Origin of the sequence: Actinomycetospora corticicola, assembly GCF_013409505.1 — a bacterium.
Classification (GTDB): Bacteria; Actinomycetota; Actinomycetes; order Mycobacteriales; family Pseudonocardiaceae; genus Actinomycetospora; species Actinomycetospora corticicola.
Genome location: NZ_JACCBN010000001.1, coordinates 4211356 through 4233445, shown reverse-complemented (window position 1 = coordinate 4233445; position 22090 = coordinate 4211356). Strand labels below are relative to the sequence as shown.

Here is a 22090-nt window from a genome sequence, read left to right as displayed (position 1 = left end):
ACGCACCGAGCGGGAGCGGCGCACCATTGTCGGGCAGCGCACCGGAAAGGCGTCGACGGTCGCGGGACGCGCCGCCACACTGCGCTCCGTGTGGACCACCCGCCGCGAAAGGCCCGAGGACCGCGCCGCGATCCACGTGGTGAACGCCGCCGCCTTCCCGACGACGGATGAGGCCGACCTCGTCGACGCCCTCCGCGGCGACGCGGACGCCTGGGTCGACCTGTCGTTCGTCGCCCTGGAGGACGACCACGTCGTCGCCCACGCCCTCCTCACCCGCTGCCACGTCGACGGCGGGCCGGCGCTCGCCCTCGCCCCGTGCGCCGTCCTGCCGGAGAACCAACACCAGGGCCTCGGCGCCGCAACCATCGGCGCCGCGCTCGACGCCGCCCGGGAAGACGGGGAGAACCTCGTCGTCGTCCTCGGGCACGCCGACTACTACCCGCGGTTCGGCTTCACCCCGGCGTCGGGCCACGGGGTCCGGGCGCCGTTCGACGTCCCCGACGAGGCCTTCCTCGCCCTCGCGCTCGACCCGTCGCGCCCCACCCCGACCGGCACGGTCACCTATCCACCGGCGTTCGGCGTGTGAGGCTCACGAGCTCGGCAGCAGCTCCCACGGCGTCGGCCACGGCACGGACGCGTCCGGGTCGGTGACGGCGTCCTCCTGCCCGGCCACCCGGACCCCGCCCGCGGCGATGACGGCGCGGGCCCGCTCCTCCCCGATCCCCGCGCCCGTCATCCGCTCGAGCAGGGTCGCGGGGCGGGGTTCGGGGCGCGGGTACTCGAGCACGTCCGCACGCTAGGTCGGTGCCGGGCGCGGGCCCGGCACCGACGGGCCGGAGGCGGCGAACGTCACCGGGACGGGGAGCCGGGACCGGGAGCCGGGACGGCGAGCCCGCACCGACCCGGCGTCGGGACGGGGTCAGAAGGTGATCAGCGGCTTGATGATCCCGTCGCGCTTGTGGGTCATCATGTCGAAGGCGTCCTCGACCTGGTCGATCCCCATCCGATGGGTGGTCATCGGCGTGGGGTCGATCTTGCCGTTGGCCATGAGCCGCATGAGGCGCTCCATGCGCAGGCGTCCGCCGGGGCAGAGGTCGGTGACGATCTTCTTGCCCGCCATGCCGAGGCCCCAGGCGTCGAGCGGCATCGTGAGCGTCGGGCCGGACTCACCGTGGTAGCCGACGTTCGAGAGCGTCCCGCCGGGCGCGGTGGCGTACAGCGCGGCCTCGAAGGTGACCTGGTTCCCGAGGGCTTCCACGGTCGAGTTCGCGCCGCCGCCGGTGAGTTCGAGGATCTGCTCCGCCACGTTTCCCGACGACGGGTCGATCACCACGTCCGCGCCGAAGCGGCGCGACATCTCCTGCCGGTTTCCGATGCCCTCGACGGTGATGACGAGGCCCGCCCCGCGCAGCTTCGCGCCGATCGTGGCGGAGAGCCCGACCGCGCCCTGCGCGAAGATCGCGACGGTCCCGCCCACCGGGATGTTGGCGTTCTCGGCGCCGATGATGCCGGTGGAGAGCATGTCGCAGGCGTAGACCGCGGCCTCGTCGGAGAGCCCCTCCGGGATTGGCGCGAGGTTGTAGTCGGCGTCGTTGACGTGGAAGTACTCCGCCATGTTGCCGTCCTTCTGGACGGTGAAGCGGTAGCCGCCGAGCGCCCCGCGGCACTGCGACGTGTAGCCGGCCTGACAGTTGTCGCACGTGCCGTCCGGGGTCACCGCGTTGACCGCCACCCGGTCCCCGACCTGCACCGACGTCACGCCCGCTCCGATCTCGTGCACCACGCCGACGCTCTCGTGCCCGAGCAGCCGCCCGTCGGGGACGGGCAGGAGACCCGCGACGGTGTGCACGTCGGAGGTGCAGATGAGCGCGGCGGTGGCTTTCACGACCGCCTCGCCCGGACCCGCCGTCGGGATCTCCCGCTCGATGAGTCCGACCTTGCCCTGCCCGAGAATGGCGAGCGCCTTCATGGTGTCGGCCACGGGTGGCCTCCGATCTCGTCGCTGAAATCTGGCATCTCGACGGTCGCATGTGTCCCAGGTCACCGGCGGTCCCAGCATGGAACTACTCGGCAACGGTCCGCGGCGGGCAGGCTCGTCGCGTGCTGACGACGAGGTTCACGGCGCTGTTCGGCATCGAGCACCCGATCGCGCTGGCCCCGATGGGCGGGTCGGCCGGTGGGGCGCTGGCCGCCGCGGTGTCGAACGGCGGCGGGCTGGGGCTCCTGGGTGCGGGGAGCGCCAAGGACCCGGCGTGGGTGGAGCGCGAGGTCGAGGTGCTGGCCGGTGCCACCGACCGGCCCTGGGGGGCCGGGTTCCAGTGCTGGGCGGCGCCCGTGCGCGTCGTGGAACAGGTGCTGGAGCGAGGGCCCGCCGCGATCATGCTGGCGTTCGGTGACCCGGCCCCCTACCTGCCGGCGATCCGCCGGTCCGGCGCACGGCTGATCGTCATGGTCACCGATCTCGCCGAGGCCCACGGTGCACTCGGGGCGGGCGCCGACGTGATCATCGCGCAGGGGACGGACGCCGGCGGGCACGGCGGTTCGCGGGGGACGATCGGGTTCGTGCCGGTGGTCGCCGACCTGGCGGGCGAGGTGCCGGTCCTCGCGGCGGGCGGGATCGGGGACGGGCGCGGGGTGGCGGCGGCGTTCGCGCTGGGGGCCGAGGGTGCCCTGCTCGGGACCCGCTTCCTCGCGACCCCGGAGGCGCTCACGAGCCCGGCGTCCGAGAAGGCGGTGCTCGAGGGCGGGAGCGAGGACACCGACCGGTCGAGCGTCTTCGACATCGCCCACGAGTCGGGGTGGCCGGCCCGCTGGACCGGCCGCGCGCTGCGCACCCCGTTCTCCGACCGGTGGCGCGGGCACGAGGACGCGCTGCGCGCCGACCCCGAGGTGCGCGCCGGGTTCCGGGCCGCGGAGCAGCGCGGGGAGCCGGACGCCTCGGTGGTGTGGGCGGGGGAGTCGCTGGACCTCGTCACCGACCTGGTGCCCGCCGCGGATCTCGTCGGCGCGATCGCCCGGGAGACCGCGGAGGTGCTCGCGCAGGTGAGCACTCAAGGGGGCTATAGGCCCCTTTAGTGCTCACCTGAGCGAAGCTCACACCTGCTCGATCCGGTAGCTCACGTCGTCCCCGTCGACCGCCGTGACGGTGGCGCGCACGGAGTAGGTGTCGGCGCCGTCGAGCACCGAACAGGAGATCGACGCGCCGACCTCGGCCTTCAGGTCCTCCGGGCAGGTCGCCTGTCCCGAGGTGATCCGGCCCTGTATCTCGTTCGCGACCACGGAGGAGTCCACGACGCCCGGGCCGAGCAGACCGAAGAGCGCGATGACGCCGACCACCACTGCGGCGAGGCTGCCCAGGACGGTCAGGATCGGGCCGAGCCGGCGGCGCGGGGGCGACGCCGCCGGGGTGCCGGTCCCGGGTACGACGCCGTTCGTGGTGGCGGTGGGCTCGGGGGTGACGGACGCGGTCATGGAGAGCTCCTCGGGGCGGTGGCCACGCTCTGTGGCCGACGCCGAGAAGGATGCCGCGCAGGAACCGCCCCGTCCGCCGCCGTCGTCACACTGTGTGTGTCACCGCCGCGACACTCACATCTCGCGTTCGAGGTGCGCCCGCACCGCGGTGCCGTCGGAGCTCATCCACCCCTTGCTCTCGGCGTAGGAGAGCATCCCGGAGAACTCGTGGTCCCAGCCCTCGTCGACCTGCCCGGCGGCGAGGCGGCGCAGGGTCTCCACCGGCACCATCACGTGGTTGCCGTCGGGGAGCAGCTCCCCGCCGGCGTGCTCGACGAGCACCTCGTGGATCCGCGCCGGGGTGAGGCGCTGCTTGTACGAGGCGTACAGCTCGTTCACCCGGTCCGGCTGGTGCAGCGTGATGCCGTCGTCGGCGATGGCGAGGTACATGCGTCTCACCCTGCCCGACGGCGGGTGCTCGGGGCACCCGCCGTCTCCGATCGGGCTCAGCGCCGCGCCGGATCGATCGCCACGGGCTCGCGGTGCGGCTCGTGGTGGTTCGCGCTCTTCGGCGTGGCCAGGACGGTGCGGGTGCGGTCGTCCAGGTCGGCCTCGGAGAGCAGGCCGCTGCCCGCGAGGACGGTCTCGAGCGCGGTCAGCCAGTGCTCGTAGTAGCTCCAGGGCTCCTGACCCTCGCGGGCGCCGTCCGCCTCCCACTGCTTGATCGACTCGATCAGGGAGAACTGGAACTCCGACCACTCGTACTGCCCGGAGTGGTACGCGGCGACCGCGAGGGCGAACGCCCGCAGCTCCCACGGCTCGCGGAACGGCGCGTCGCCGTCCCCGCCGGGCAGCCCGTACACCAGGTCCTGCACCCGACGACGGGCCTCGCCGAGCTCGCTCTCCTCGCGGATCGGCGTGCTCACGCGGCGGCCTTCGGGGCCCCGACGCCGATCATGGAGTCACGGGTGACGAGCGCCTCGAGCTGCTCCGCCGACCAGCCGTCGGTGCCCTCCGGGCGCTGCGGGAGCACCCAGTAGCGCAGCTCGGAGCTGGAGTCCCACACGCGCACCTCGACGGAGTCGGCGACGTCGTAGCCGAACTCCTCGCGCAGCACCTTGCGGGGCTCGCGGACCATGCGCGAGCGGTACGCCGGCTGCTTGTACCAGTTCGGGGGCAGCCCGAGCACCGGCCACGGGTAGCAGGAGCAGAGCGTGCAGACGATGACGTGGTGCAGGTCGTCGGTGTCCTCGACGGCGACCATGTCCTCGCCCTGCAGCCCGCCGATCCCCATCTCGGCGCAGGCGGTGCTGGCGTTCTCGAGCAGCTTGGCCTTGAACTCCGGGTCGGTCCAGGCCCGGGCGACGACCTTGGCGCCGAGCTGCGGGCCGACCTCGTTCTCGTAGATCTCGGCGAGGCGGTCGACCGCCTCCGTCGTCATGAGGCCCTTCTCGATCATGATCGACTCGATCGCCTTGACGCGGGCGACGACCTCGGCCTGGTGGTCGGAGGCGACGGGGGCGGTGGAGTGGCTGGCGCTCATGCGGCGTGCTCCTGAACCTGCGCGGGGACGATGTAGGGCTCCCAGACGTCGAAGGTGACCGTGCCGTTCGGCTCGGCCGACTCCTCGCCCCAGAGCTCGGCGTTGGTGAACTGGACGGTGTAGACGTGCTCCGGCGCCTCACCGAGCTCGTTGCCCGCGGTGTCCGGGTAGATCATCTCGCCGTGGGCCATGATGATCACCCCGGTCTTCCCCCGGACGTACGAGGCCTTCCGGGTGTGGCCGCGCGGCGCGTCGTTGACCACGGTGACCCGGTCGCCGACGGCGAACCTCGGGGCCTTGTCGCCGGGACGGGCCGCGGTGGCGCCGGCCGGGATCACCGCCTCGATGAACTGGACCAGCGCGCCGTCGGGGTCCTGACCCTCGGGCAGCGGGGCGTCCGGGTTCTCCAGGTAGTACTGCGTGCGCTTCTCGATCTCGTCCGGGTCGAGGTGACCCTTGAGCACGCCGTGGTGGGTCACGGAGTGGACCCAGTGCTCGTAGTAGGTGGAGGTCAGGTACTCCACCGGCTCGATCTGCTCCATGCCGTAGCGGAAGGAGTCGACACCGAAGAACCCGGCGCGGAAGGCCAGCGGGAACATCGCGTGGGCGTGCTTCTCCCACTCGGCCTTCCAGACCGGCTCCTCCGGGGGCGGGTCGACGGCGCCGAGGCCGTCCTTCCCGCCGAGATCGTGCAGTCCGTTCACGCGTTCCTCCTGGGGGTGGGGTCGGCTCAGGCCTGGGCGACGACGGAGGTGGGGGCCGGGAAGCCACCGACCGCCTGCTCGTAGGCGTGCGCGGCGCGCAGCACGGTGGCGTCCTCGTACTGGCGTCCGACGAGCGACAGGCCGACCGGCACGCCGTCGACGAGCCCGGCGGGCACCGTGCAGACCGGGTGGCCGGTGACGTCGAACGGCGCGGTGTTGGCGAGCATCTCCAGCGCCCGGCCCAGTCGCTCCACGACGGGGGCGCCGCGGTCGGGACGCACGCTCGCCCGCATGGCCATCGTCGGGAGGACGAGCAGGTCGACGTCGGCGAGCGCGGCGTCGTAGGCGGCGGCCAGCTTCGGGGCGAGGTTGCGGGCCATGCCGTAGTGCTTGCCGTGCGTGGTGTTCAGGCCGTACTTCCCGGCCAGCAGGACGAGCTTGACCGTGTCGGGGAACCGGGTCCCGTCCTCGGTCCAGAGCCGCCCGTACTGCTCCATGAGCTCCGGGTCGTAGCGGCCCTTCCAGTTCAGGCCGTACCCGGAGTTCTCGATCATCTGCGAGGCGGCGCCCTCGGTGGCGATGACGTCCCAGATCTTCGGGCCGTGCAGGTGCCAGGGCACCGACACCTCGGAGACGGTCATCCCGGCGTCGGAGAGCCCCGTGACCGCGGCGCGCACGGCGTCGTCGACCTCGGGCTCGGACTCGGGGAGCCCGAAGCCCTCCCGCAGCACCCCGACCCGCAGCCCGGTCGCACCCTGCGCGAGCGCGGAGAGGTAGTCGTCGGCCGCCACGCCGGTGGGCTGGCGGGGGTCGTACCCGTCGGCCCCGGCGATGACCGAGAGCATGAGTGCGGCGTCGGTGACGGTGCGGGTGATGGGGCCGAGGTGGTCGATGCTCGCCTCGATGGGGAACGCCCCGGTGTAGGGCACGAGGCCCCACGTCGGCTTGTGCCCGACGAGGCCGCAGTTCGCGGCCGGCATCCGGATCGAGCCGCCCTGGTCACCGCCGGTGGCCATGTCGACCACCCCGCCCGCGACGAGGGCCGCGCTGCCGCCCGAGGAGCCGCCGGCGCTGCGCGTCGGGTCCCAGGGGTTCTCGACGTCGCCGGTGTTGGCGGTGATCGAGGCCCCGGAGAAGCAGAGGTCCTCGCAGACGGCCTTGCCGGCGATCGTCGCGCCCGCGTCGAGCAGGCGCCGGACGATCGTCGCGTCGACGCTCGGCACGTAGCCGTCGAAGGTGTCCGAGCCGTTGGTCATCGGGACGCCCGCGACCGCGGTGTTGTCCTTGATCGCGACGGTGCGCCCCGCGAGCGGACCGTCGGCGGCCTCCGTGATCGAGGTGGTCACGTACCAGGCGTTGTAGGGGTTCTCGTCGGCGTCGGGCCGGGTCCACGCGCGTTCCGGAGTCGCGGGCGCCTCGGCGGCGTAGAGCTCCTCCACGGCGTCCCACGAGCCGAGCAGGCCGGACACGGCCGGGGCGAACTCGTCGACCGCCGCGTCGGACAGTCCGAGGCCGTAGCCGGCGGCGACGGCGGCCAGGGCGTCGTGGTCGGGTGGGGGGAGCGGCATGGGTGTTCTCCAGGAGGTCGCGACCGGGTGTGAACCACCGCACACTAGGAAGGATCACGCGGAAACGTCAACAACCACCGACGTATCCACATGTGACAAGTGGATGACGGCGTGATGATGTGCCGACGGCCATCGACATGCTCAGACGACGCGGTTACGGTCCTGCCGCCCCCACCTGTCGTCGTGAAGGAGCCCCGGGTGACGACGATCGCCGCCACGCCCACCACCGGCTGGTCCCACGGACAGCGCCTGAAGCTCTCCGGCATCGTCGCCGTGATCGCCCTCCTGCACGTCGCGGGCTGGTCGCTCTACCTCTTCCTGACGGCGGGTCCGCTCGGCGCGGGTGCGTTCGCCGGGGCCGGCGTGCTGGCGTACGTGCTCGGCATCCGGCACGCCTTCGACGCCGATCACATCGCCGCCATCGACGACACCACGCGGCTGATGGTGCAGCGGGGCCGCCGCCCGGTGGGGGTCGGCTTCTTCTTCGCCATGGGCCACTCCTCGGTGGTCGTGGCGTTGTCGCTGGTCATCGCGCTCGCCGCCGGAGCCGCCACCGCGACGCAGGTGGACGCGTTCCGGGAGATCGGCGGCACGATCTCGACGGTCGTCGCGATGGTGTTCCTCGGCCTCGTCGCGGTGCTCAACGCGATGGTGCTGCGCGGCATCGTGAAGCTCTGGTCCGACCTGCGCGCCGGCCGGCTCGACGAGCCGGAGCTCGAACGTCAGCTGCTCAACCGCGGCCTGGTCAACCGCATCCTCGGCGGCCGCGCGCGGGCCTGGATCCGGCACTCCTGGCACATGTACCCGCTGGGCTTCCTGTTCGGGCTCGGCCTCGAGACCGCCTCGGAGGTCACCCTGCTGACGCTGTCGGCGACGACGGCGTCCAGCGCGGGGGTGAGCGGCGGGGCCTCGCTGCTGGCGGCGCTGACCCTCCCGCTGCTGTTCGCCGCGGGGATGAGCGCCTTCGACACCGCGGACGGGCTGCTCATGTCGGTCGCCTACTCGTGGTCCAACCGGAACCCGGCGCGGCGGCTCTTCTACAACATCGCGACGACGGCGGCGACGGTCTCGGTGGCGGGGTTCATCGCCAGCGTCTACCTGGCGGGCGTCCTCGCCGACGACCTCGGGGTGACGGCGCTGGCGGGCTACGCCGGGCTGGCCGACGACTTCGAGCTGCTCGGCTACCTGATCGTCGGCTTCTTCGTGCTGGTGTGGGGCGGGGCGGCCCTGCTCTGGCGGTTCGGCGGCTTCGAGGAACGGCACGCCCCCGCCTGAGTCAGAAGGCCTCCCCGACCACCCGCAGCCGCCCCGCTGTCGCCTCGGCCACGTAGAGCCGGGGCGCCACGAGGTCGCGCGCGCCGACCACGTCCACGGCGCCGGCCCGCCGCCGCATCAGGGCGCGGCCGTGGTCGCCCGCGCTGCCCGACGGGTCGAGGTGGCGCACGCGGGCGTAGCGGTGGATCGACTCGTAGACCGTCTCGGACAGGGCCGTGATCGCCGGCGCCCACGTGCCGTACGCCGCGCGGTAGCGCTGCTGCAACCCGTCGTTGCCGGCGATCGGGCCGTCCTCGAAGTAGGCCAGGGCGGTGCGCAGGCCCTGCCCGGCCGCCGGGCCGATGTGGGCGAGCGTCGACTCGTCGAGGACCAGCGCGACGGTGCGCACGGTGTCCCGCAGCCCGGCGTCCGCGGACTGCCGCTCGAAGGCGACCTCGTCGGCGCCGATGAGGCTGCTCAGCACGAGGTCCGCCCCCGAGGTGCGGATCCGCTCCAGCACCGCCGTGAAGTCGCCGGTGCCCAGCGGGGTGAGCGACTCCCCCACGACCTCGCCGCCGGCCCGGTCGACCACCCGGCGGGCGGCGGCGTGCACCCCGTGCGACCAGACGTAGTCCTCGCCGACGAGGAACCAGCGCCGGCCGCCCGTCGTCGCCATCGTGGGACCGACCAGCGCCTCGAGCTGGGCTCGCGGCCGTTCCCCGAACCGCACCGCGGTCGGTGACGTGCCGCCGCCCTCGTTCAGCACCGAGTGCACCACCAGGACGTCGCGGCCGGCGAGCGCGCGGCGGACCGCCTCGAAGCTCGCCGAGGTGCTGTTGACGAAGACCGCCCGGCAGCCCAGCCGCGCCATGCGGACCGCCTCGGTCGCGGCCTGCCGGGCGTCGGTGCCGTCGTCCGCGACGACGAGGCGGCCCGGGCGGCCCGCGATCCCGCCGTCGGCGTTGACCTCCGCGACGGCGAGCTCGGCCATCAGCTCGGCCGACAGGGAGTACACCGCGCCGGGCCCGGACGCGTTGGTGATCGCCCCGAGCCGCAGCGACCCGTCGTCGGGAGGTTCCGGCAGCGGGATTCCGCGCCGGTGGAGCAGCCACTCCAGCCCCTCGGTCGGGACGTCCGCGCGCAGCCGCACGCGCGTGCGGCCGGCGCCGACGGGCGCGAGGCGCAGGCTCAGGCGGCCCCGCCAGGGCTGGGAGTGCTCGATGTCGAGCAGGACGCCCGGGACCACGCGCGCCAGCCGGCCGAGGACCTCGACCTCGTGGCGGCCGTCGGGATCCACCGGGAGCCGCAGGCTGACCGGCGCCCCGACGCGGACGTCGTCGCAGTGCGCGCCGAACAGCCAGCCCGCCGCGGGACCGGCCCCGAACAGCGCGAACAGCGCGTGCGGGGTGAGCGCCACCGTGTGCTCGACGGCGACGGTGGTGGTGTCCATCGGGTCCCCCACGACACGCGTGGTCTGCTCAGCCGGTCTCCTGCGCCCCCCGGGGGTCCTCGGCGGCGGGGACGGCGTCGGTGATGCCCTGGCGGAGGATGGACTGCAGGAACACGAAAGCATCGCGGACGGCGCCGTCGGTGTCGAGGGAGTAGAAGCGGTTGCGCCCGTCGCGGCGCTCACGCACGAGCCCCGAGGTCCGCAGCACGCGCAGGTGGCTCGACACCGTGGTGCGGCCGACGGCGTCGATCCGCGCCGCGATCTCACCGACGCTCAGCTCGCCCTCCTCGCCCAGCGCGGCGAGGATGCGCCGCCGCACACGGTCGGACAGCGCGTCGAAGGCGAGCGTCTCGTTCTGCTCCACACGGGCGAAGCTAGCACGTGTCGATGCATGTCCACATGTGGGCGCCACGGCCCCCGACGGGCCGTCCGCGACGGGGTCGGACGGACGGACGACCGTGCTAATTTCCCTCCCGAGGCCGCCTCGGTCTCCGCCGACGAGGGTGGCCGTACCGGACCCTGCAAAGACGGCCACGGTGAGGTGACCGATGTCCGAGCAGGGCCACTCCCACAGCGATGCCTTCGCGCAGTCCGAAGGCCGGTGGGCCCAGGAGGCGGAAGCGGCGATCTCGCTGTTCCGCCACGACGAGGAGATCGAGCGCGGGTTGGCCTTCGGCCTCTCCGGCTCGCCGACCCTCGTCGACCGCACGATCCCGACGTTCTCCCGCGGCGAGCTGCCGCACTTCGCGGGTGAGCGGGGCACCTTCCTCAACGCGCCGTACCTGGAGGACGTCAACCAGGTCGACGACGCCGAGGTCGCGATCTTCGGGGCGCCGGTGGACGCCGGCACCACCTACCGGCCGGGCACGCGCTTCGGGCCGCAGGGCATCCGTCGGTCGACCAACCTGTTCGGCACCTACTGCTACGAGCTGGGTGTCGACCTGCGCGAGCAGCTGAACATGGTCGACATCGGGGACGTCTTCACCATCCCGGGCAACCTGGAGAAGTCGTTCGACCAGATCAGCCAGGCGATCTCCCACGTGTACTCGCGCGGGGTGTTCCCGGTGGTCCTGGGCGGCGACCACTCCATCGGCTACCCGACGATCCGCGGGATCGCGCCGCACGTCGACGGCAACATCGGCATCATCCACTTCGACCGCCACGTCGACACGCAGGAGACCGACCTCGACGAGCGGATGCACACCACGCCCTGGTTCCACGCGACCAACATCGCCAACGCGCCGGCCACCAACCTGGTGCAGATCGGCATCGGCGGGTGGCAGTCGCCCCGGGCCGGGGTGAAGGTCGGCCGGGAGCGCGGCACGTCGATCATGACGATCGGCGACGTCGAGCGGGTGGGCGTGGAGAAGATCGCGGAGACCGCCCTCGAGCTCGCGTGGAAGGGCGCGAAGGCGGTCTACCTGTCGTTCGACATCGACGTCCTGGACGCCGGGTTCGTGCCCGGCACGGGGTGGCCCGAGCCCGGGGGCCTGCTGCCGCGCGAGGCCCTCAACCTCATCCGCCTGATCTCCGCCGCCGGGCTGTCCGGGCTGGAGATCGTGGAGTGCTCGCCGCCCTACGACTGGGCCGAGCAGACCGCGCTGATGAGCTCGCGGATCGTGCTGGACTCCCTGGGCGTGCTGGTGCGGGAGGGGCACCTCGGGAAGAAGCCCGCCGCCCGCGACCGGCACGCCTGGGGCCCGCAGGCGTAGGTGCGCTCCGCGCGTGTGAGCAGAAAGGGGGGCTATAGCCCCCCTTTCTGCTCACCTGGCGAAGCCACAACGCGGTAGGCGACGAGGCCGAGCGCGAGGATCACGACGACGGCGATCAGCGCGGAGTACTGCAGGAACCACCCGCCGGACCCGTCCGGGTCGTAGACGGCCGCCCGCGGCCAGCCGACGTTCACCAGCAGGAAGATCCCGAACACGACTGCGACGACGTTGACCGGGATCCCCCAGCGGCCGAGGGAGAAGGTGCCGGGCTCGGGGTCGTGCCGTCCCGTGCGGCGGAGCCGGTGGTAGAGCCGGGGCACCGTGACGAACAGGTACGCCAGGTAGACGATCACCACCGAGATGCTCGTGACCGAGGCGAACACGCTCGACTGCCCGAGGTTGATCAGCAGCACGGCGATCGAGAGCACCCCGACCACGATGCTCGGCAGGACGGGCGTGCGGGTCCGCGGCGACACCTTCGCCAGCGCGTTCGAGAACGGCAGCCGCCCGTCCCGCGCCATCGACCACATCACCCGGGTCGCGGACGTGGAGATGGCCAGCGCCGCGGACAGGATGGAGGCGGCGACGATCCCGAGGACGATGCGGCCGAAGACGTCCCCGAGCTGCGCGGTGACGACGTAGGCGATGCCCTGCGAGGCGAGGTCGGGCGACGCGAGATCGGGCGCGGCCATCAGGGCGGCGACGATCAGCAGCAGCCCGCCCACGCCCGAGATGACCATGCACCGCACGATGGCGCGGGGGGTGACGCGACGGGGGTCGTCGGTCTCCTCGGAGAGCTCGGCGGCCGAGTCGAACCCGTACATGACGTACGCCGCCATCAGCATCGACGCGAGGAACGGCCAGAGGTAGGACCCGTCGCCCTGCACCCCGGCGGTGTCGAACACGACCTCCGGGCCCCGCTGGGCGTGCGCGAAGAGCGCGACGACGACCAGCACGATGCCGACGATCTCGAGCGTCACCCCGATCCGGGTCACGATCGCGACCCGGGTGACCCCGAGCAGCTGGACCGCGACGCAGACGGCGATGCAGATCGTGCCGAGCACGATCGCGTTCAGTGCTCCGGTGCTCGACGTCGGCGACGGGTCCCCGCCGACGATCTGGAAGCCGTCCCACACCTCGGGGAGCACGGCCTGCAGCGCGATGGCGATCGCCGCGACCGACACGACGTACCCGAGCTGCATGAGCCAGCCGGCCATCCAGCCGACCGGGTCGGAGGCGATGCGGCGTGACCACTGGTAGATGGCCCCGGCGACGGGGTAGCGCGCCGCGAGCTCGGCGAAGACCAGGCACACGCAGAACTGGCCGACGAAGACGACCGGCCACGTCCAGACGTAGGCGGGCCCCCCGAACCCGAAGCCGATGATGAAGAGCTGGAAGACCGTCGTCAGGATGGAGACGAAGGAGAACCCGGAGGCGAACGAGGCGAACGGGCTCAGGCCCCGGTGCAGTTCCTGGCGGTAGCCGAGGGCGCCGAGCGCGTCGGAATCGTGGCCACCCTGGGTGGTGGCGCGTTGGTCGAGGGACACGGGGAGAGACCTCCGGCGGTGCGGACGACGTCTCCCGGGCTTTTGTCCCGCCGTGGAACGGGCCGCGCGACGCGGGCCCGCCTGTGCCTCTCGGTCGCGGACCCGGCCTTCGGCCGGCGGAACCCTAGGCGCGCCCCGCCTCGGTCGGCGGGTCACGAATCAGTAGAAGAGCCGATCGTGTCGTGCACGCTGCGCAGAGTTGTCGTCCGCGTTTCCCCGTGTTTCGGACGCAGGACCGACGCACGGCCCCGATGGTTACGGAGACCCTTCGCACAACGTCGTCATACGGTCGTAACAGGATTTCCGACACCACCCGGACAGACCTGACATGGTGCTCGGACGGTCGAGCGGTCCCCACGCTCGGCGTTCCCCGAAGACCCGTCGCCGACAGTCGGGGCGGCGGTCGACGTCCACAAGGAGCTCCCCCATGGCACTGAACTCTCGTACCGTGACCGGCCGCCTCGCCGGCGGACTGCTGATCGCCGCCGGCCTCGTCGGCTTCGGCGGCGGCGTCGCGAACGCCGAGGAGGCCCCGTCCGGCGCGATCCAGGAGGTCGGCGCGGCGGTCAGCGGCGTCGAGGAGTCGACCGGCGTCGCCGCCGTGTCCGACGAGCTCGGCGAGGCCACCGGCCTGACCGACCTCGAGAACGAGCTCGGCATCACGAAGGCCGAGGAGGGCCTCGGCCTGTAGGGCCGTGCGAGGCCCGGGTCGGAGTGCCGCTGCGCTCCGGCCCGGGCTTCGTCGTGTCTAGGGCTTGCGGCCCACGGCACCGGCCAGGCACTTCTGGGCGGGCAGCAGATCGCGCAGGCGGGGGCCGTCCGGCCACCACTCGCTGACCAGCGAGAAGCCGGGCTCGACGAGCTCGAGACCCGGGAGCATCGCGAGGATCTCGTCCCTCGTCCGGAACACGCCGCTGCCGAGCGGGCTGTGCACGAAGGTGTCCTCCATGCGGCGCGCGAGCTCGGAGTTCTCGTCCTGCGGGTCGTAGAAGTGCGACAGCGCGACGTAGGAACCCGAGGGCAGCGCGTCGATGTAGGTCTGCATGATGTCGGCCGGGGGGCGCTCGCCGACGTAGTGGTGCAGCGTCCCGAGCATCAGCAGGGCGAGCGGTCGGTCGAGGTCGAGGTGCTCGCGAACGATCGGGTCGGCGAGGACCTCCTCCGGCCGCGTCAGGTCGGCGGGGGAGAACCGCGTGAGCTCGTTCTCCTCGAGCAGAGCGCGACCGTGCGCGACCACCGACGGGTCGTTGTCGACGTAGACCACGCGGGTGTCGGGCGCGATCCGCTGCGCGGCCTGGTGGGTGTTCTCCGCGGTCGGCAGGCCGGAGCCGAGGTCGAGGAACTGCCGGATGCCGGCCTGGCCCGCGATGAAGCGGGTGACCCGGATGAGGAACTGCCGGTGGTCGACGGTGAACTGCTCGACCTCGGGCGCGACGACCTTGAGCTTCTCGACGACCTCGCGGTCGGCCTCGAAGTTGTCCTTGCCGCCCAGCGCGCAGTCGTAGACGCGCGCGATGCTCGCGCGCGTCCGGTCGATCGTCGCTGCGGCCCTCGGAGAGGCCGGTCGCTCGATGCTCATGGTGCTCCCGCCGACGTCCACATCGTCGCGAATCAGTGTGTCAGTTTCAACTTCCCGACGTCGGGTGTCCGCCGGTCAGACTGCCCGGGTGCGGGATGTCGTCGGCGGGCTGTTGCTCCGCGCGGGTGACGCCGTCGGCGGGCGCGCCCGGCGCGGCCTCACCGGCGACGAACGGTCCGTGCTCGCGGCCGTCTTCCGGGAGGGGCTGGACCTCGACGGGATCGTCGTCGTGCCCGCCCGGGCCGGCCTGCTCGGGCTGAGCCGCCGTCCGGTCACCCTCGGCACGGCGATCCACCTCAAGGGGCACGCCGCACCCGGCCTGCTCGTGCACGAGGCGGTGCACGTCTGGCAGTACCACCGCCTCGGGGCCCGCTACGTGCTCGACGCGATCCGGGCGCAGGGCTCGCGCACCGGCTACGACTGGCGGGCCGCGGGCACCGCGGAGTTCGCGGCCCTGAACGTCGAGGCCCAGGCCCAGTTCCTGCAGGACCTCGTGACCACGCCCGCCGTCGGGACGACCTATCCGGCGCTGGCCGCCGACGCCCTCGCGAGCGTGCGGACCCCCAGCACCCCGAGCACGACGTAGCCGGGCCAGAGCGCGAGGCGCTCGAGGGCACCGGCGAGGTCCGGGACCGCCCCGAGCAGGAAGAGCACGCTCGCGACGACGCTGACGATCCCGAGCCCCGCGGCCACGCGGGAGCGCAGCGCGAGACCGGTGAGCAGCAGCGCGACGGGTTGGGTGAGGAAGACCGGGGCGGACACCACGAGGTGGGCGACCGGGGCGGAGTCCAACGGTGCCAGCCCGGTCGCGATCGAGGAGAACCCGGCGATCACCCAGAGGACTCCGGCGTACCGGGGGCGCCGGTCGGACAGCGCCGCGCCGAGCGCCAGGGTGGTCCCGAACAGCACGAACGCACCGTTCATGACGGCGTGCCCGGGCGAGACGGCCACGACGCCGAGCTGGGAGATCGTGTCGCGGGCGAGCGAGTACGGCCCGGGGACGACAGCCGCGACCAGCAGCTCGACGACGATGTAGAGCGGCTGCGCCGCGCGCAGGAGGGCACCGATCCGCCGTGTGTCCACGGGCCGCAGGCTAGGGCCCGGTCGCCGACGCCGCCGAGACGTCACGTGTCGGGCTCGTGAGGGGCCCGCGAGCCGGATGGATGACGCGTCGGCCGACGCCAGTCAGATGATCATGTCGAGCGCGACACCCCGGGACGTCGCGCTCGGCATGATCATCTGCCTAGAGCCGGCGGGAGCTCGCCGTCCCCCGAGGTGTCGACGACGAGGTGCGGCACCGGTGGCGGGACGTCCGGGCACATGCGCTCCATGAAGGCGGCCCAGGCCTCGAGCTTGCCCGCGTCGTGCGGACGGCCCCGGGCGACGAGGCGCTCCCGCAGCGTCGCCGGGTCGATCCGCACCCAGACCAGCCGGACCGGGTCGCCGCCGAGCTCGGCCAGCCACGCCGACCATCGGTCCGGGTCGCGGATCTGCGACGTGAACGGGGCGACGAGCACCACCGGGCACCCGTGCGCCCGGATCTCGCGCGCCGCCGCCGTCATGCCGGCGTACTCGTGGACCTTGACGTGCTCGTCGTACCAGGGGCCCTCGCGTTCCCCGTCGAACCGACCGGCCGCGGCGAGCGTCGCCCCCACGAAGCCGCCGTAGAGCGTGTCCTTGTCGAGCAGCGCCGGGTGCGGGTCGAGGCGGTCGGCCAGGCGCGCGGCGACGGTCGACTTCCCCGCGCCGGGCGCGCCGGCCACGACCCAGACCTCGGCGTTCACACGGGTCGCAGACGCACCCGCGACGGGTCGAGGTCGTCCATCCGCTCCACGCCCATGAGCGCGAGCGTCCGCGTCATCTCGGCGCGGACGATGTCGAGCATCCGGGTCACCCCGGCCTCGCCGCCGGCCATCAGGCCGTACATGTAGGCCCGCCCCAGGACGACGGCCTTCGCCCCGAACGCCTTCGCGGCGACGACGTCGGCGCCGCTCATCACCCCGGTGTCGAGGAAGACGTTCGTCCGGTCGCCCACGGCCGCGACGACGTCGGGGAGGATCTCCAACGGCACCGGGGCCCGGTCGAGCTGCCGGCCGCCGTGGTTGGACACGACGATCCCGTCGGCCCCGAGGTCGACCACGGCCTTCGCGTCGTCGACGTGCTGGATGCCCTTGACCACGAGATGTCCGGGCCACTGCTCGCGCAGCCAGGTGACGTCACGGGCCACGGCGGTCGGGTCGAACATGTGCGTGACGAGGTCGGCGACCGTGCCGTTCCAGGAGCTCAGCGAGGCGAACGTGAGCGGCTCGCTGGTGAGCAGGTTCGCCCACCACGCGGGGTGCCGCGCCATGTCGAGCAGCGTCCGCGTCGTCAGGGACGGCGGAATCGTCAGCCCGTTGTGGTTGTCGCGCAGCCGGGCGCCCGGCACCGGGGTGTCGACGGTGAGCACGAGCGTGTCGAACCCGGCCTTGCGGGCGCGTTCGACGAGCTCGCCGGAGGCGTCCCGGTCCCGCCACAGATAGAGCTGGAACCAGTGGCGGGCCAGGGGGGCCTCGTCGCGGAACTCCTCGATCGACGTCGTCCCCATCGTGGAGAGCGCGTAGGGCACGCCGGCCGACTCGGCCGCGCGCACGACGGCCCGTTCACCCTCGTGGTGGGCCATCCGCGTGAAGCCGGTCGGTCCGAGGATCACCGGCATCGACGCGGACTCGCCGAGGATCGTCGTCGACGTGTCGATCGACCCGACGTCGCGCAGCACCCGCGGCGAGAACTCGACCCGCGAGAAGGCGTCGCGGGCCCGCCGGAGCCCGATCTCCTGCTCGGCGGCCCCGTCGACGTAGTCGAAGACGGCCCGCGGGGCCCGTTTCCGGGCCGCCTCCCGCAGGTCGGCGACGGTGAACGAGGACTCCAGCCGGCGTCGGACCGGGTCCAGGCGCGGCGGCCGGACGCGCACCAGCGGCCTCAGGTCGGAGTAGCGGGGGAGCTGGCGTCGAACGGGCACGCGGGACTCCTTCGTCGCGGGATCGATCGACCACAACACGCCCCCGCCGGGGGTGCAAGCGCGCCGGCGATCAGCGGCGCAGCGACGACCGCTTCACGCCGCCGAGGATCGCCGTCGCCACGAACAGGACGATCCCGACGATCGCGAGCCAGAACAAGCCCTTGATGACGAATCCGAGAATGGCGAGCACGAGCCAGACGATCAGGACGAGAACGAGGATTCCGACCATTGTTGCCGCACTTTCCACGGGGGAGGACCATTCCTTCCCGAGCCCGATCGGAATGCCCGGAGCGGCTCCGCCCGACGCCTGCGATCGCCGGACGGTCGTTGCCGGGTGTGTCCTGGGTCACCTACCGTGGACATTCGTCGACGAGCAGGGGACCGACCATGGACGACGCGACGCGGGCGTTGCTCGACCTCTGGGACACCACCGAGGACACGGTGGAGGCCCTCGCGGCGCCGGACTGGAACCGGCCGCTCGCCCGGACCGACCGGGCCCGAGCGGCCGCCGTCCTCGACACCGGCGGCACGGTCGTGGCGGACCTGGTCACCCACCTCGGCGGCGTCCACTACGCCGGGCCGGACCGCCTCCGGGCGGCGCTCGTCACCGCCCACGCCCGGGCCGGTCGGCAGCTGGTCCACGCGGCGCCGCGCGGGGAGGAGCTGGCCGCCCAGTGCCTGGACATGTGCCTGCACACCCACGACCTGCTGGCGGCCCTCGGCCGCGACCTGGACCGCGACGAGGCCGGACCCGCGGCCGCCGAGGCGTGCCGGCTCGTCGTCGGGATGATCCCGCGGCTGCTCGCGCACGTGCCGGAGCCGCGGGCGTCGAGCCTGCGGGTGGTGGTGCGGACCGACCGCCGGGTCGTCGACCGCGTCCTCCCGACGACGGGCGCGGGCGCCCCCGAGACCCTCGAGGCGGACGCGGTGGCGTTGCTGTTGGTGCTGTCCGGACGACGGGTCCCGGCCGAGCTCCGGGGGCGGGTCCTGTGTGACGGCCCGACGGGACGGCGCGTGCTCGCGGCGGCCTGACCCGGCTCAGGACATCCGCACGCGCAGCAGGCTCACGAAGGCGATCGCGGCGAGGACGGCGACGACGACGGAGAAGACGACGGCCGCCGTCACCAGCCCGATGGCCGAGGACAGGATGCCCTCACCGATCACGGGCAGCGAGATCGCCACGTAGAGGACGAGGAAGAAGCTCGACGCGACCTCGCTGCGCCGCTCCGGCGGGCTGCCGGCGTTGACCGCCCCGAGCCCCGCCCGGAACGACATCCCCTGGCCGACGCCCGCGACCGCCGCGCCCGCGAGCAGCACCCACAGCGACGCGACCGCGACGGACAGGCCCACCACGAGGATGCCGATCACGAGGCCGACGCACCCGGTCAGCAGGGCCGGGCGCAGCGCGAGCCGGGACGAGGCGATCTGGCCGAGCGTGGAGAAGCCGAGCAGCGTGAACACCACGAGGCCGCTGACGAAGTGGTTCTCGATCCGCAGCACCTGGGTGAGGAACGCCGGGGAGACGGCGGTGAAGAGTCCGAGCACGGCGAAGCCCGCGAACCCGGCGATGGCCGCGCCGACGAACACGCCGCGGACCTCGGCCGGGACGCCGAGCTTCTGCGGGGCGAACGACACCGACCGGCCGGTCGTGTCGAGGGGCTCGGCGACGAGGTAGGCCCCGATCGCCACGAGCAGCACCAGCACGATGTGCACGGCGTAGGGCAGGAACAGGGGCAGCGGCGCGAACTGGGCCAGGGCGCCCGCCAGCACGGGGCCCAGCCCGAGGCCGAGCATGTTCACGCAGGCCGCGACCAGGCTGTAGCGGGCCTGCCGTCCCTCGGGGGCGAGGTCGACGAGCGTGGCGGTGGCGGTCGCGGTGAAGATGCCGGCCGACAGCCCGGAGAGGACACGGCCGACGAACAGCGCCGTGAGGCTGTCCGGGACGAGGAACACCGCGCTCGACACGGCGGCGAGCGCGAGACCGGGCAGCAGCACCGCGCGGCGTCCGAGCTGGTCGGAGAGCCGGCCGAAGAAGATCAGGGCCGCCGCCACGCCGACCGCGTAGGCGGCGAAGATCAGCGTCACGACGATCTGGCCGAACCCCAGCTCGCGCTCGTAGAGCGGGTAGAGCGGCGTCGGCAGCGTCGCGCCGAGCATGGTGACCAGGAAGGCGAGGGCGACGACGACGGCGGCGGCCGGGCCTCGCAGGCCGCGGCGCGTGCCGGTCTCGGACGTCGTACTGATGGCGGACCTCCGTCGGGTCGGACGGAGGAAGTTGTTCCCGCTATTGATCAGGCCTACGCGCTGGCTGCGGACTCCTGCGCGCGCACCGTGTCGATGACCGACAGCAGCACCGCGGCGCCGACGGCCTCACGCCAGCGCGGGAGGGGGCGCTCGGTCTCGGAGGGGACGGAGGCCAGGGCACGCTGCGTGGCCGTGACGTCGTGTCGCACGAGTCGCTCGTCCATCTCGTCCACCCCGTTTCCCGTCCGGCGCGCCCGTCGCGCCGGTCGTCGCACGTGTATCCGCGGAATGGTCCGCTTTCGTTACCCCGAAACCCTGGAGGCCCCGGATCGGATGAATCGGCCCCGGGAATCCTTCGGTCGGCGTATCCGTCTCCCCGATCGGTCGTATCCCCGGCCGCGTCGTGACTCGCCCGGCGGGACCTCACCGGTCGGGGCCGACGGGGTCGCCTGAGACCGACACGTGACGTCTCGCCCGACCGGGGTCGGCGCGCGAGGATGGGCGGGTGCCGGAGCCCACCTACGACGTCGCCGCCCTGCGTGCCCGGTTCCCGGCGCTCGACGCGGGCTTCGCGCACTTCGACGGGCCCGGCGGGTCGCAGGTCCCGGTCGAGGTCGCGCGGGCGGTGGCGGACACGCTGACGATGCCGATCGCGAACCGCGGCACGACCTATGCGGCGGCCCGGAACGCCGAGCTCGTCGTGCTCGCCGCACGGCAGGCGATGGCGGACCTGCTCGCCGCCGACCCGGGCGGGATCGTGTTCGGCCGCTCGATGACCGAGCTCACCATGGCGCTCGCCCGCACGCTCGCGACCGGCTGGGGTCCTGGGGACGAGGTGGTGGTGACCCGGCTCGACCACGACGCGAACGTCCGCCCCTGGGTGATCGCGGCGGAACGCGCCGGGGCGACCGTGCGGTGGCTGGACCTCGACCCGGCGACGTGCGAGCTCGACGACGTCGCGACGGTCCTGTCGGACCGCACGCGGCTGGTCGCCGTCACCGGGGCGTCGAACCTCGTCGGCACCCGGCCGGACCTCGTCGGGACCGCGGCGGCGGTCCACGCACGCGGCGCGCTGTTCGTGGTCGACGGCGTGCACCTCACCGCCCACGCGTCGATCGACGTCGCGGCCCTCGGCGCGGACATTTTCCTGTGCTCGCCCTACAAGTTCCTCGGCCCGCACTGCGGCGTCCTCGCGGCCGACCCGGCCTTCCTGGAGACGCTGCACCCGGACAAGCTGCTGCCCTCGACCGACGCCGTGCCGGAACGGTTCGAGCTCGGCACGCTGCCCTACGAGCTGCTCGCGGGCACCACCGCTGCGGTCGACGTGCTGGCGTCGCTCGGCGGGACGGACGGGAGCCGGCGGGAACGGCTCGTCCTCGGGATGGCCGCGGTCGAGGCGCACGAGGACCGGCTGCGGCGGCGGATCGAGGAGGGGCTCGCGGACCTCGGCGTCGAGGTGCTCAGCCGTGCCCGGCACCGGACGCCGACCCTGCTCGTGCGGGTCCCCGGCGGCGACGCGCGGGCGTCGGCCCTCCTCGCCGAGCGCGACGTGTTCGCACCGAGCGGATCGTTCTACGCGGTCGGGCCGTCGCACCGGCTCGGCCTCGGCGACGCGGGCGGACTGCGGATCGGGCTCGCGCCCTACTCGGACGACCACGACGTCGACCGACTTCTCGACGGGCTGGAGCAGGTGTGCCGGACCGCATCCAGCTGAGACGCGCGAAGGGGTGGCGCAAGCCCGATGGCGCGATCACGGTCGCGCGGCCGTCGTCGTGGGGGAACCCGTTCAAGCTCGGCGAGACCGTCGAGGTGGGCGGCGAGCGCGTCACGCTCGACCGCGACCTGATGATCGCGCTGTACCGCCGCTGGCTCGTCGAGCACCCGGAGCTCGTCGAGCGGGCACGCGAGGAGCTCGCGGGTCACGACCTCGCCTGCTGGTGCGGCCTGGAGGAGGCCTGCCACGCCGACGTGCTGCTGCGTGTCGCGGCCGGCGGAGATCCGTAGCCGTACCGCAGCGCGACCGCACGGACACCCGCCG

26 protein-coding genes are annotated in these 22090 nt (G+C 73.1%); 9 read left to right on the top strand and 17 right to left on the bottom strand.

All coding sequences use genetic code 11. The features are described from left to right. Positions 1-88 precede the first annotated feature (88 nt). Positions 89-586, top strand: a complete 498-nt coding sequence (locus BJ983_RS20660) for a GNAT family N-acetyltransferase (RefSeq protein ID WP_343054273.1) — start codon at positions 89-91, stop codon at positions 584-586. A gap of 3 nt (positions 587-589) precedes the next feature. Here BJ983_RS20660 and BJ983_RS20655 read toward each other — a convergent pair whose 3' ends face one another. Together BJ983_RS20655 and BJ983_RS20650 are read right to left on the bottom strand one after the other, a co-directional pair. Then, positions 590-787, bottom strand: a complete 198-nt coding sequence (locus BJ983_RS20655) for a hypothetical protein (RefSeq protein ID WP_179795535.1) — start codon at positions 785-787, stop codon at positions 590-592. A 132-nt stretch (positions 788-919) separates the two neighbouring features. Further along, positions 920-1981, bottom strand: coding sequence for an alcohol dehydrogenase catalytic domain-containing protein (locus BJ983_RS20650; protein WP_179795534.1), 1062 nt, complete (start codon positions 1979-1981; stop codon positions 920-922). A gap of 119 nt (positions 1982-2100) precedes the next feature. Here BJ983_RS20650 and BJ983_RS20645 point away from each other — a divergent pair, with 119 nt between their 5' ends. Then, positions 2101-3075: a nitronate monooxygenase gene (locus BJ983_RS20645; protein ID WP_179795533.1), complete on the top strand. Its 975-nt coding sequence runs from the start codon at positions 2101-2103 to the stop codon at positions 3073-3075. A gap of 18 nt (positions 3076-3093) precedes the next feature. Here BJ983_RS20645 and BJ983_RS20640 read toward each other — a convergent pair whose 3' ends face one another. From BJ983_RS20640 to BJ983_RS20615, 6 genes are all read right to left on the bottom strand, one after another. Further along, positions 3094-3471 (bottom strand): DUF4333 domain-containing protein, encoded by a 378-nt coding sequence (locus BJ983_RS20640; RefSeq protein ID WP_179795532.1) that lies wholly within the window; start codon positions 3469-3471, stop codon positions 3094-3096. 114 nt (positions 3472-3585) lie between these two features. Next, the gene (locus tag BJ983_RS20635; RefSeq protein ID WP_179795531.1) at positions 3586-3900 is read right to left on the bottom strand and encodes a hypothetical protein; all 315 of its coding nucleotides are present in this window, start codon (positions 3898-3900) and stop codon (positions 3586-3588) included. A 56-nt stretch (positions 3901-3956) separates the two neighbouring features. Then, entirely contained in the window at positions 3957-4376 is a 420-nt protein-coding gene (locus tag BJ983_RS20630; protein ID WP_179795530.1) for a nitrile hydratase accessory protein, read from the bottom strand. Next, positions 4373-4993, bottom strand: a complete 621-nt coding sequence (nthA, locus tag BJ983_RS20625) for a nitrile hydratase subunit alpha (RefSeq protein WP_179795529.1) — start codon at positions 4991-4993, stop codon at positions 4373-4375. The genes BJ983_RS20630 and nthA overlap by 4 nt, the downstream gene beginning before the upstream one ends. Then, complete coding sequence (gene nthB / locus BJ983_RS20620; protein WP_179795528.1) at positions 4990-5697, bottom strand: nitrile hydratase subunit beta; 708 nt, start codon at positions 5695-5697, stop codon at positions 4990-4992. The genes nthA and nthB overlap by 4 nt, the downstream gene beginning before the upstream one ends. Before the next feature lie 26 nt (positions 5698-5723). Continuing rightward, positions 5724-7265, bottom strand: coding sequence for an amidase (locus BJ983_RS20615; RefSeq protein ID WP_179795527.1), 1542 nt, complete (start codon positions 7263-7265; stop codon positions 5724-5726). Positions 7266-7463: 198 nt separating this feature from the next. Here BJ983_RS20615 and BJ983_RS20610 point away from each other — a divergent pair, with 198 nt between their 5' ends. Continuing rightward, on the top strand, positions 7464-8540 hold the full coding sequence (locus tag BJ983_RS20610) for a HoxN/HupN/NixA family nickel/cobalt transporter (RefSeq protein ID WP_179795526.1): 1077 nt from the start codon (positions 7464-7466) through the stop codon (positions 8538-8540). 1 nt (position 8541) lies between these two features. Here the strand turns inward: BJ983_RS20610 and BJ983_RS20605 are convergent, their stop codons facing one another. Then, complete coding sequence (locus tag BJ983_RS20605; RefSeq protein ID WP_179795525.1) at positions 8542-9969, bottom strand: ABC transporter substrate-binding protein; 1428 nt, start codon at positions 9967-9969, stop codon at positions 8542-8544. Between the two features lie 28 nt (positions 9970-9997). Beyond that, positions 9998-10333: a metalloregulator ArsR/SmtB family transcription factor gene (locus BJ983_RS20600; protein ID WP_179795524.1), complete on the bottom strand. Its 336-nt coding sequence runs from the start codon at positions 10331-10333 to the stop codon at positions 9998-10000. A gap of 184 nt (positions 10334-10517) precedes the next feature. Between BJ983_RS20600 and BJ983_RS20595 the strand changes: the two genes are divergently transcribed. Continuing rightward, complete coding sequence (locus tag BJ983_RS20595) at positions 10518-11681, top strand: agmatinase family protein (protein WP_179795523.1); 1164 nt, start codon at positions 10518-10520, stop codon at positions 11679-11681. Between the two features lie 32 nt (positions 11682-11713). Here the strand turns inward: BJ983_RS20595 and BJ983_RS20590 are convergent, their stop codons facing one another. Beyond that, positions 11714-13228 (bottom strand): amino acid permease, encoded by a 1515-nt coding sequence (locus BJ983_RS20590; protein WP_179795522.1) that lies wholly within the window; start codon positions 13226-13228, stop codon positions 11714-11716. A gap of 427 nt (positions 13229-13655) precedes the next feature. On the opposite strand from BJ983_RS20590, the gene BJ983_RS20585 reads away from it, so the two are divergent. Beyond that, positions 13656-13919, top strand: coding sequence for a hypothetical protein (locus BJ983_RS20585; RefSeq protein ID WP_179795521.1), 264 nt, complete (start codon positions 13656-13658; stop codon positions 13917-13919). 57 nt (positions 13920-13976) lie between these two features. Here the strand turns inward: BJ983_RS20585 and BJ983_RS20580 are convergent, their stop codons facing one another. After that, positions 13977-14807 (bottom strand): SAM-dependent methyltransferase, encoded by an 831-nt coding sequence (locus BJ983_RS20580; RefSeq protein ID WP_179795520.1) that lies wholly within the window; start codon positions 14805-14807, stop codon positions 13977-13979. Between the two features lie 88 nt (positions 14808-14895). Between BJ983_RS20580 and BJ983_RS20575 the strand changes: the two genes are divergently transcribed. Continuing rightward, positions 14896-15393 (top strand): hypothetical protein, encoded by a 498-nt coding sequence (locus BJ983_RS20575; RefSeq protein ID WP_179795519.1) that lies wholly within the window; start codon positions 14896-14898, stop codon positions 15391-15393. Here BJ983_RS20575 and BJ983_RS20570 read toward each other — a convergent pair. The 3 genes from BJ983_RS20570 to BJ983_RS20560 all read right to left on the bottom strand — a co-directional run bounded on the left by BJ983_RS20570 (position 15327) and on the right by BJ983_RS20560 (position 17808). Further along, positions 15327-15890, bottom strand: coding sequence for a DUF998 domain-containing protein (locus tag BJ983_RS20570; protein WP_179795518.1), 564 nt, complete (start codon positions 15888-15890; stop codon positions 15327-15329). The genes BJ983_RS20575 and BJ983_RS20570 overlap by 67 nt on opposite strands. A 152-nt stretch (positions 15891-16042) precedes the next feature. Then, the gene (locus BJ983_RS20565) at positions 16043-16570 is read right to left on the bottom strand and encodes a P-loop nucleotide/nucleoside kinase family protein (RefSeq protein ID WP_343054272.1); all 528 of its coding nucleotides are present in this window, start codon (positions 16568-16570) and stop codon (positions 16043-16045) included. A 17-nt stretch (positions 16571-16587) separates the two neighbouring features. Continuing rightward, complete coding sequence (locus tag BJ983_RS20560; protein ID WP_179795516.1) at positions 16588-17808, bottom strand: alpha-hydroxy-acid oxidizing protein; 1221 nt, start codon at positions 17806-17808, stop codon at positions 16588-16590. 387 nt (positions 17809-18195) lie between these two features. On the opposite strand from BJ983_RS20560, the gene BJ983_RS20555 reads away from it, so the two are divergent. After that, positions 18196-18840, top strand: coding sequence for a hypothetical protein (locus BJ983_RS20555; protein ID WP_179795515.1), 645 nt, complete (start codon positions 18196-18198; stop codon positions 18838-18840). A gap of 6 nt (positions 18841-18846) precedes the next feature. Here BJ983_RS20555 and BJ983_RS20550 read toward each other — a convergent pair whose 3' ends face one another. Next, complete coding sequence (locus tag BJ983_RS20550; protein WP_179798066.1) at positions 18847-20052, bottom strand: MFS transporter; 1206 nt, start codon at positions 20050-20052, stop codon at positions 18847-18849. A 53-nt stretch (positions 20053-20105) separates the two neighbouring features. Beyond that, entirely contained in the window at positions 20106-20276 is a 171-nt protein-coding gene (locus tag BJ983_RS20545) for a hypothetical protein (protein ID WP_179795514.1), read from the bottom strand. Between the two features lie 281 nt (positions 20277-20557). Here BJ983_RS20545 and BJ983_RS20540 point away from each other — a divergent pair, with 281 nt between their 5' ends. Both BJ983_RS20540 and BJ983_RS20535 read left to right on the top strand, forming a co-directional pair. Beyond that, positions 20558-21766: a cysteine desulfurase-like protein gene (locus tag BJ983_RS20540; RefSeq protein WP_179795513.1), complete on the top strand. Its 1209-nt coding sequence runs from the start codon at positions 20558-20560 to the stop codon at positions 21764-21766. Next, the gene (locus BJ983_RS20535; protein WP_179795512.1) at positions 21745-22056 is read left to right on the top strand and encodes a DUF4326 domain-containing protein; all 312 of its coding nucleotides are present in this window, start codon (positions 21745-21747) and stop codon (positions 22054-22056) included. Before BJ983_RS20540 ends, BJ983_RS20535 begins: the two co-directional genes overlap by 22 nt. Positions 22057-22090 lie beyond the last annotated feature (34 nt).

Bases quoted from the DNA above. Each gene is read 5' to 3' on its own strand.
- BJ983_RS20640 (WP_179795532.1), bottom strand. From the start codon at position 3,471: ATGACCGCGTCCGTCACCCCCGAGCCCACCGCCACCACGAACGGCGTC.
- BJ983_RS20635 (WP_179795531.1), bottom strand. From the start codon at position 3,900: ATGTACCTCGCCATCGCCGACGACGGCATCACGCTGCACCAGCCGGAC.
- nthA (WP_179795529.1), bottom strand. From the start codon at position 4,993: ATGAGCGCCAGCCACTCCACCGCCCCCGTCGCCTCCGACCACCAGGCC.
- BJ983_RS20615 (WP_179795527.1), bottom strand. From the start codon at position 7,265: ATGCCGCTCCCCCCACCCGACCACGACGCCCTGGCCGCCGTCGCCGCC.
- BJ983_RS20605 (WP_179795525.1), bottom strand. From the start codon at position 9,969: ATGGACACCACCACCGTCGCCGTCGAGCACACGGTGGCGCTCACCCCG.
- BJ983_RS20595 (WP_179795523.1), top strand. From the start codon at position 10,518: ATGTCCGAGCAGGGCCACTCCCACAGCGATGCCTTCGCGCAGTCCGAA.
- BJ983_RS20585 (WP_179795521.1), top strand. From the start codon at position 13,656: ATGGCACTGAACTCTCGTACCGTGACCGGCCGCCTCGCCGGCGGACTG.
- BJ983_RS20580 (WP_179795520.1), bottom strand. From the start codon at position 14,807: ATGAGCATCGAGCGACCGGCCTCTCCGAGGGCCGCAGCGACGATCGAC.
- BJ983_RS20555 (WP_179795515.1), top strand. From the start codon at position 18,196: ATGGACGACGCGACGCGGGCGTTGCTCGACCTCTGGGACACCACCGAG.
- BJ983_RS20545 (WP_179795514.1), bottom strand. From the start codon at position 20,276: ATGGACGAGCGACTCGTGCGACACGACGTCACGGCCACGCAGCGTGCC.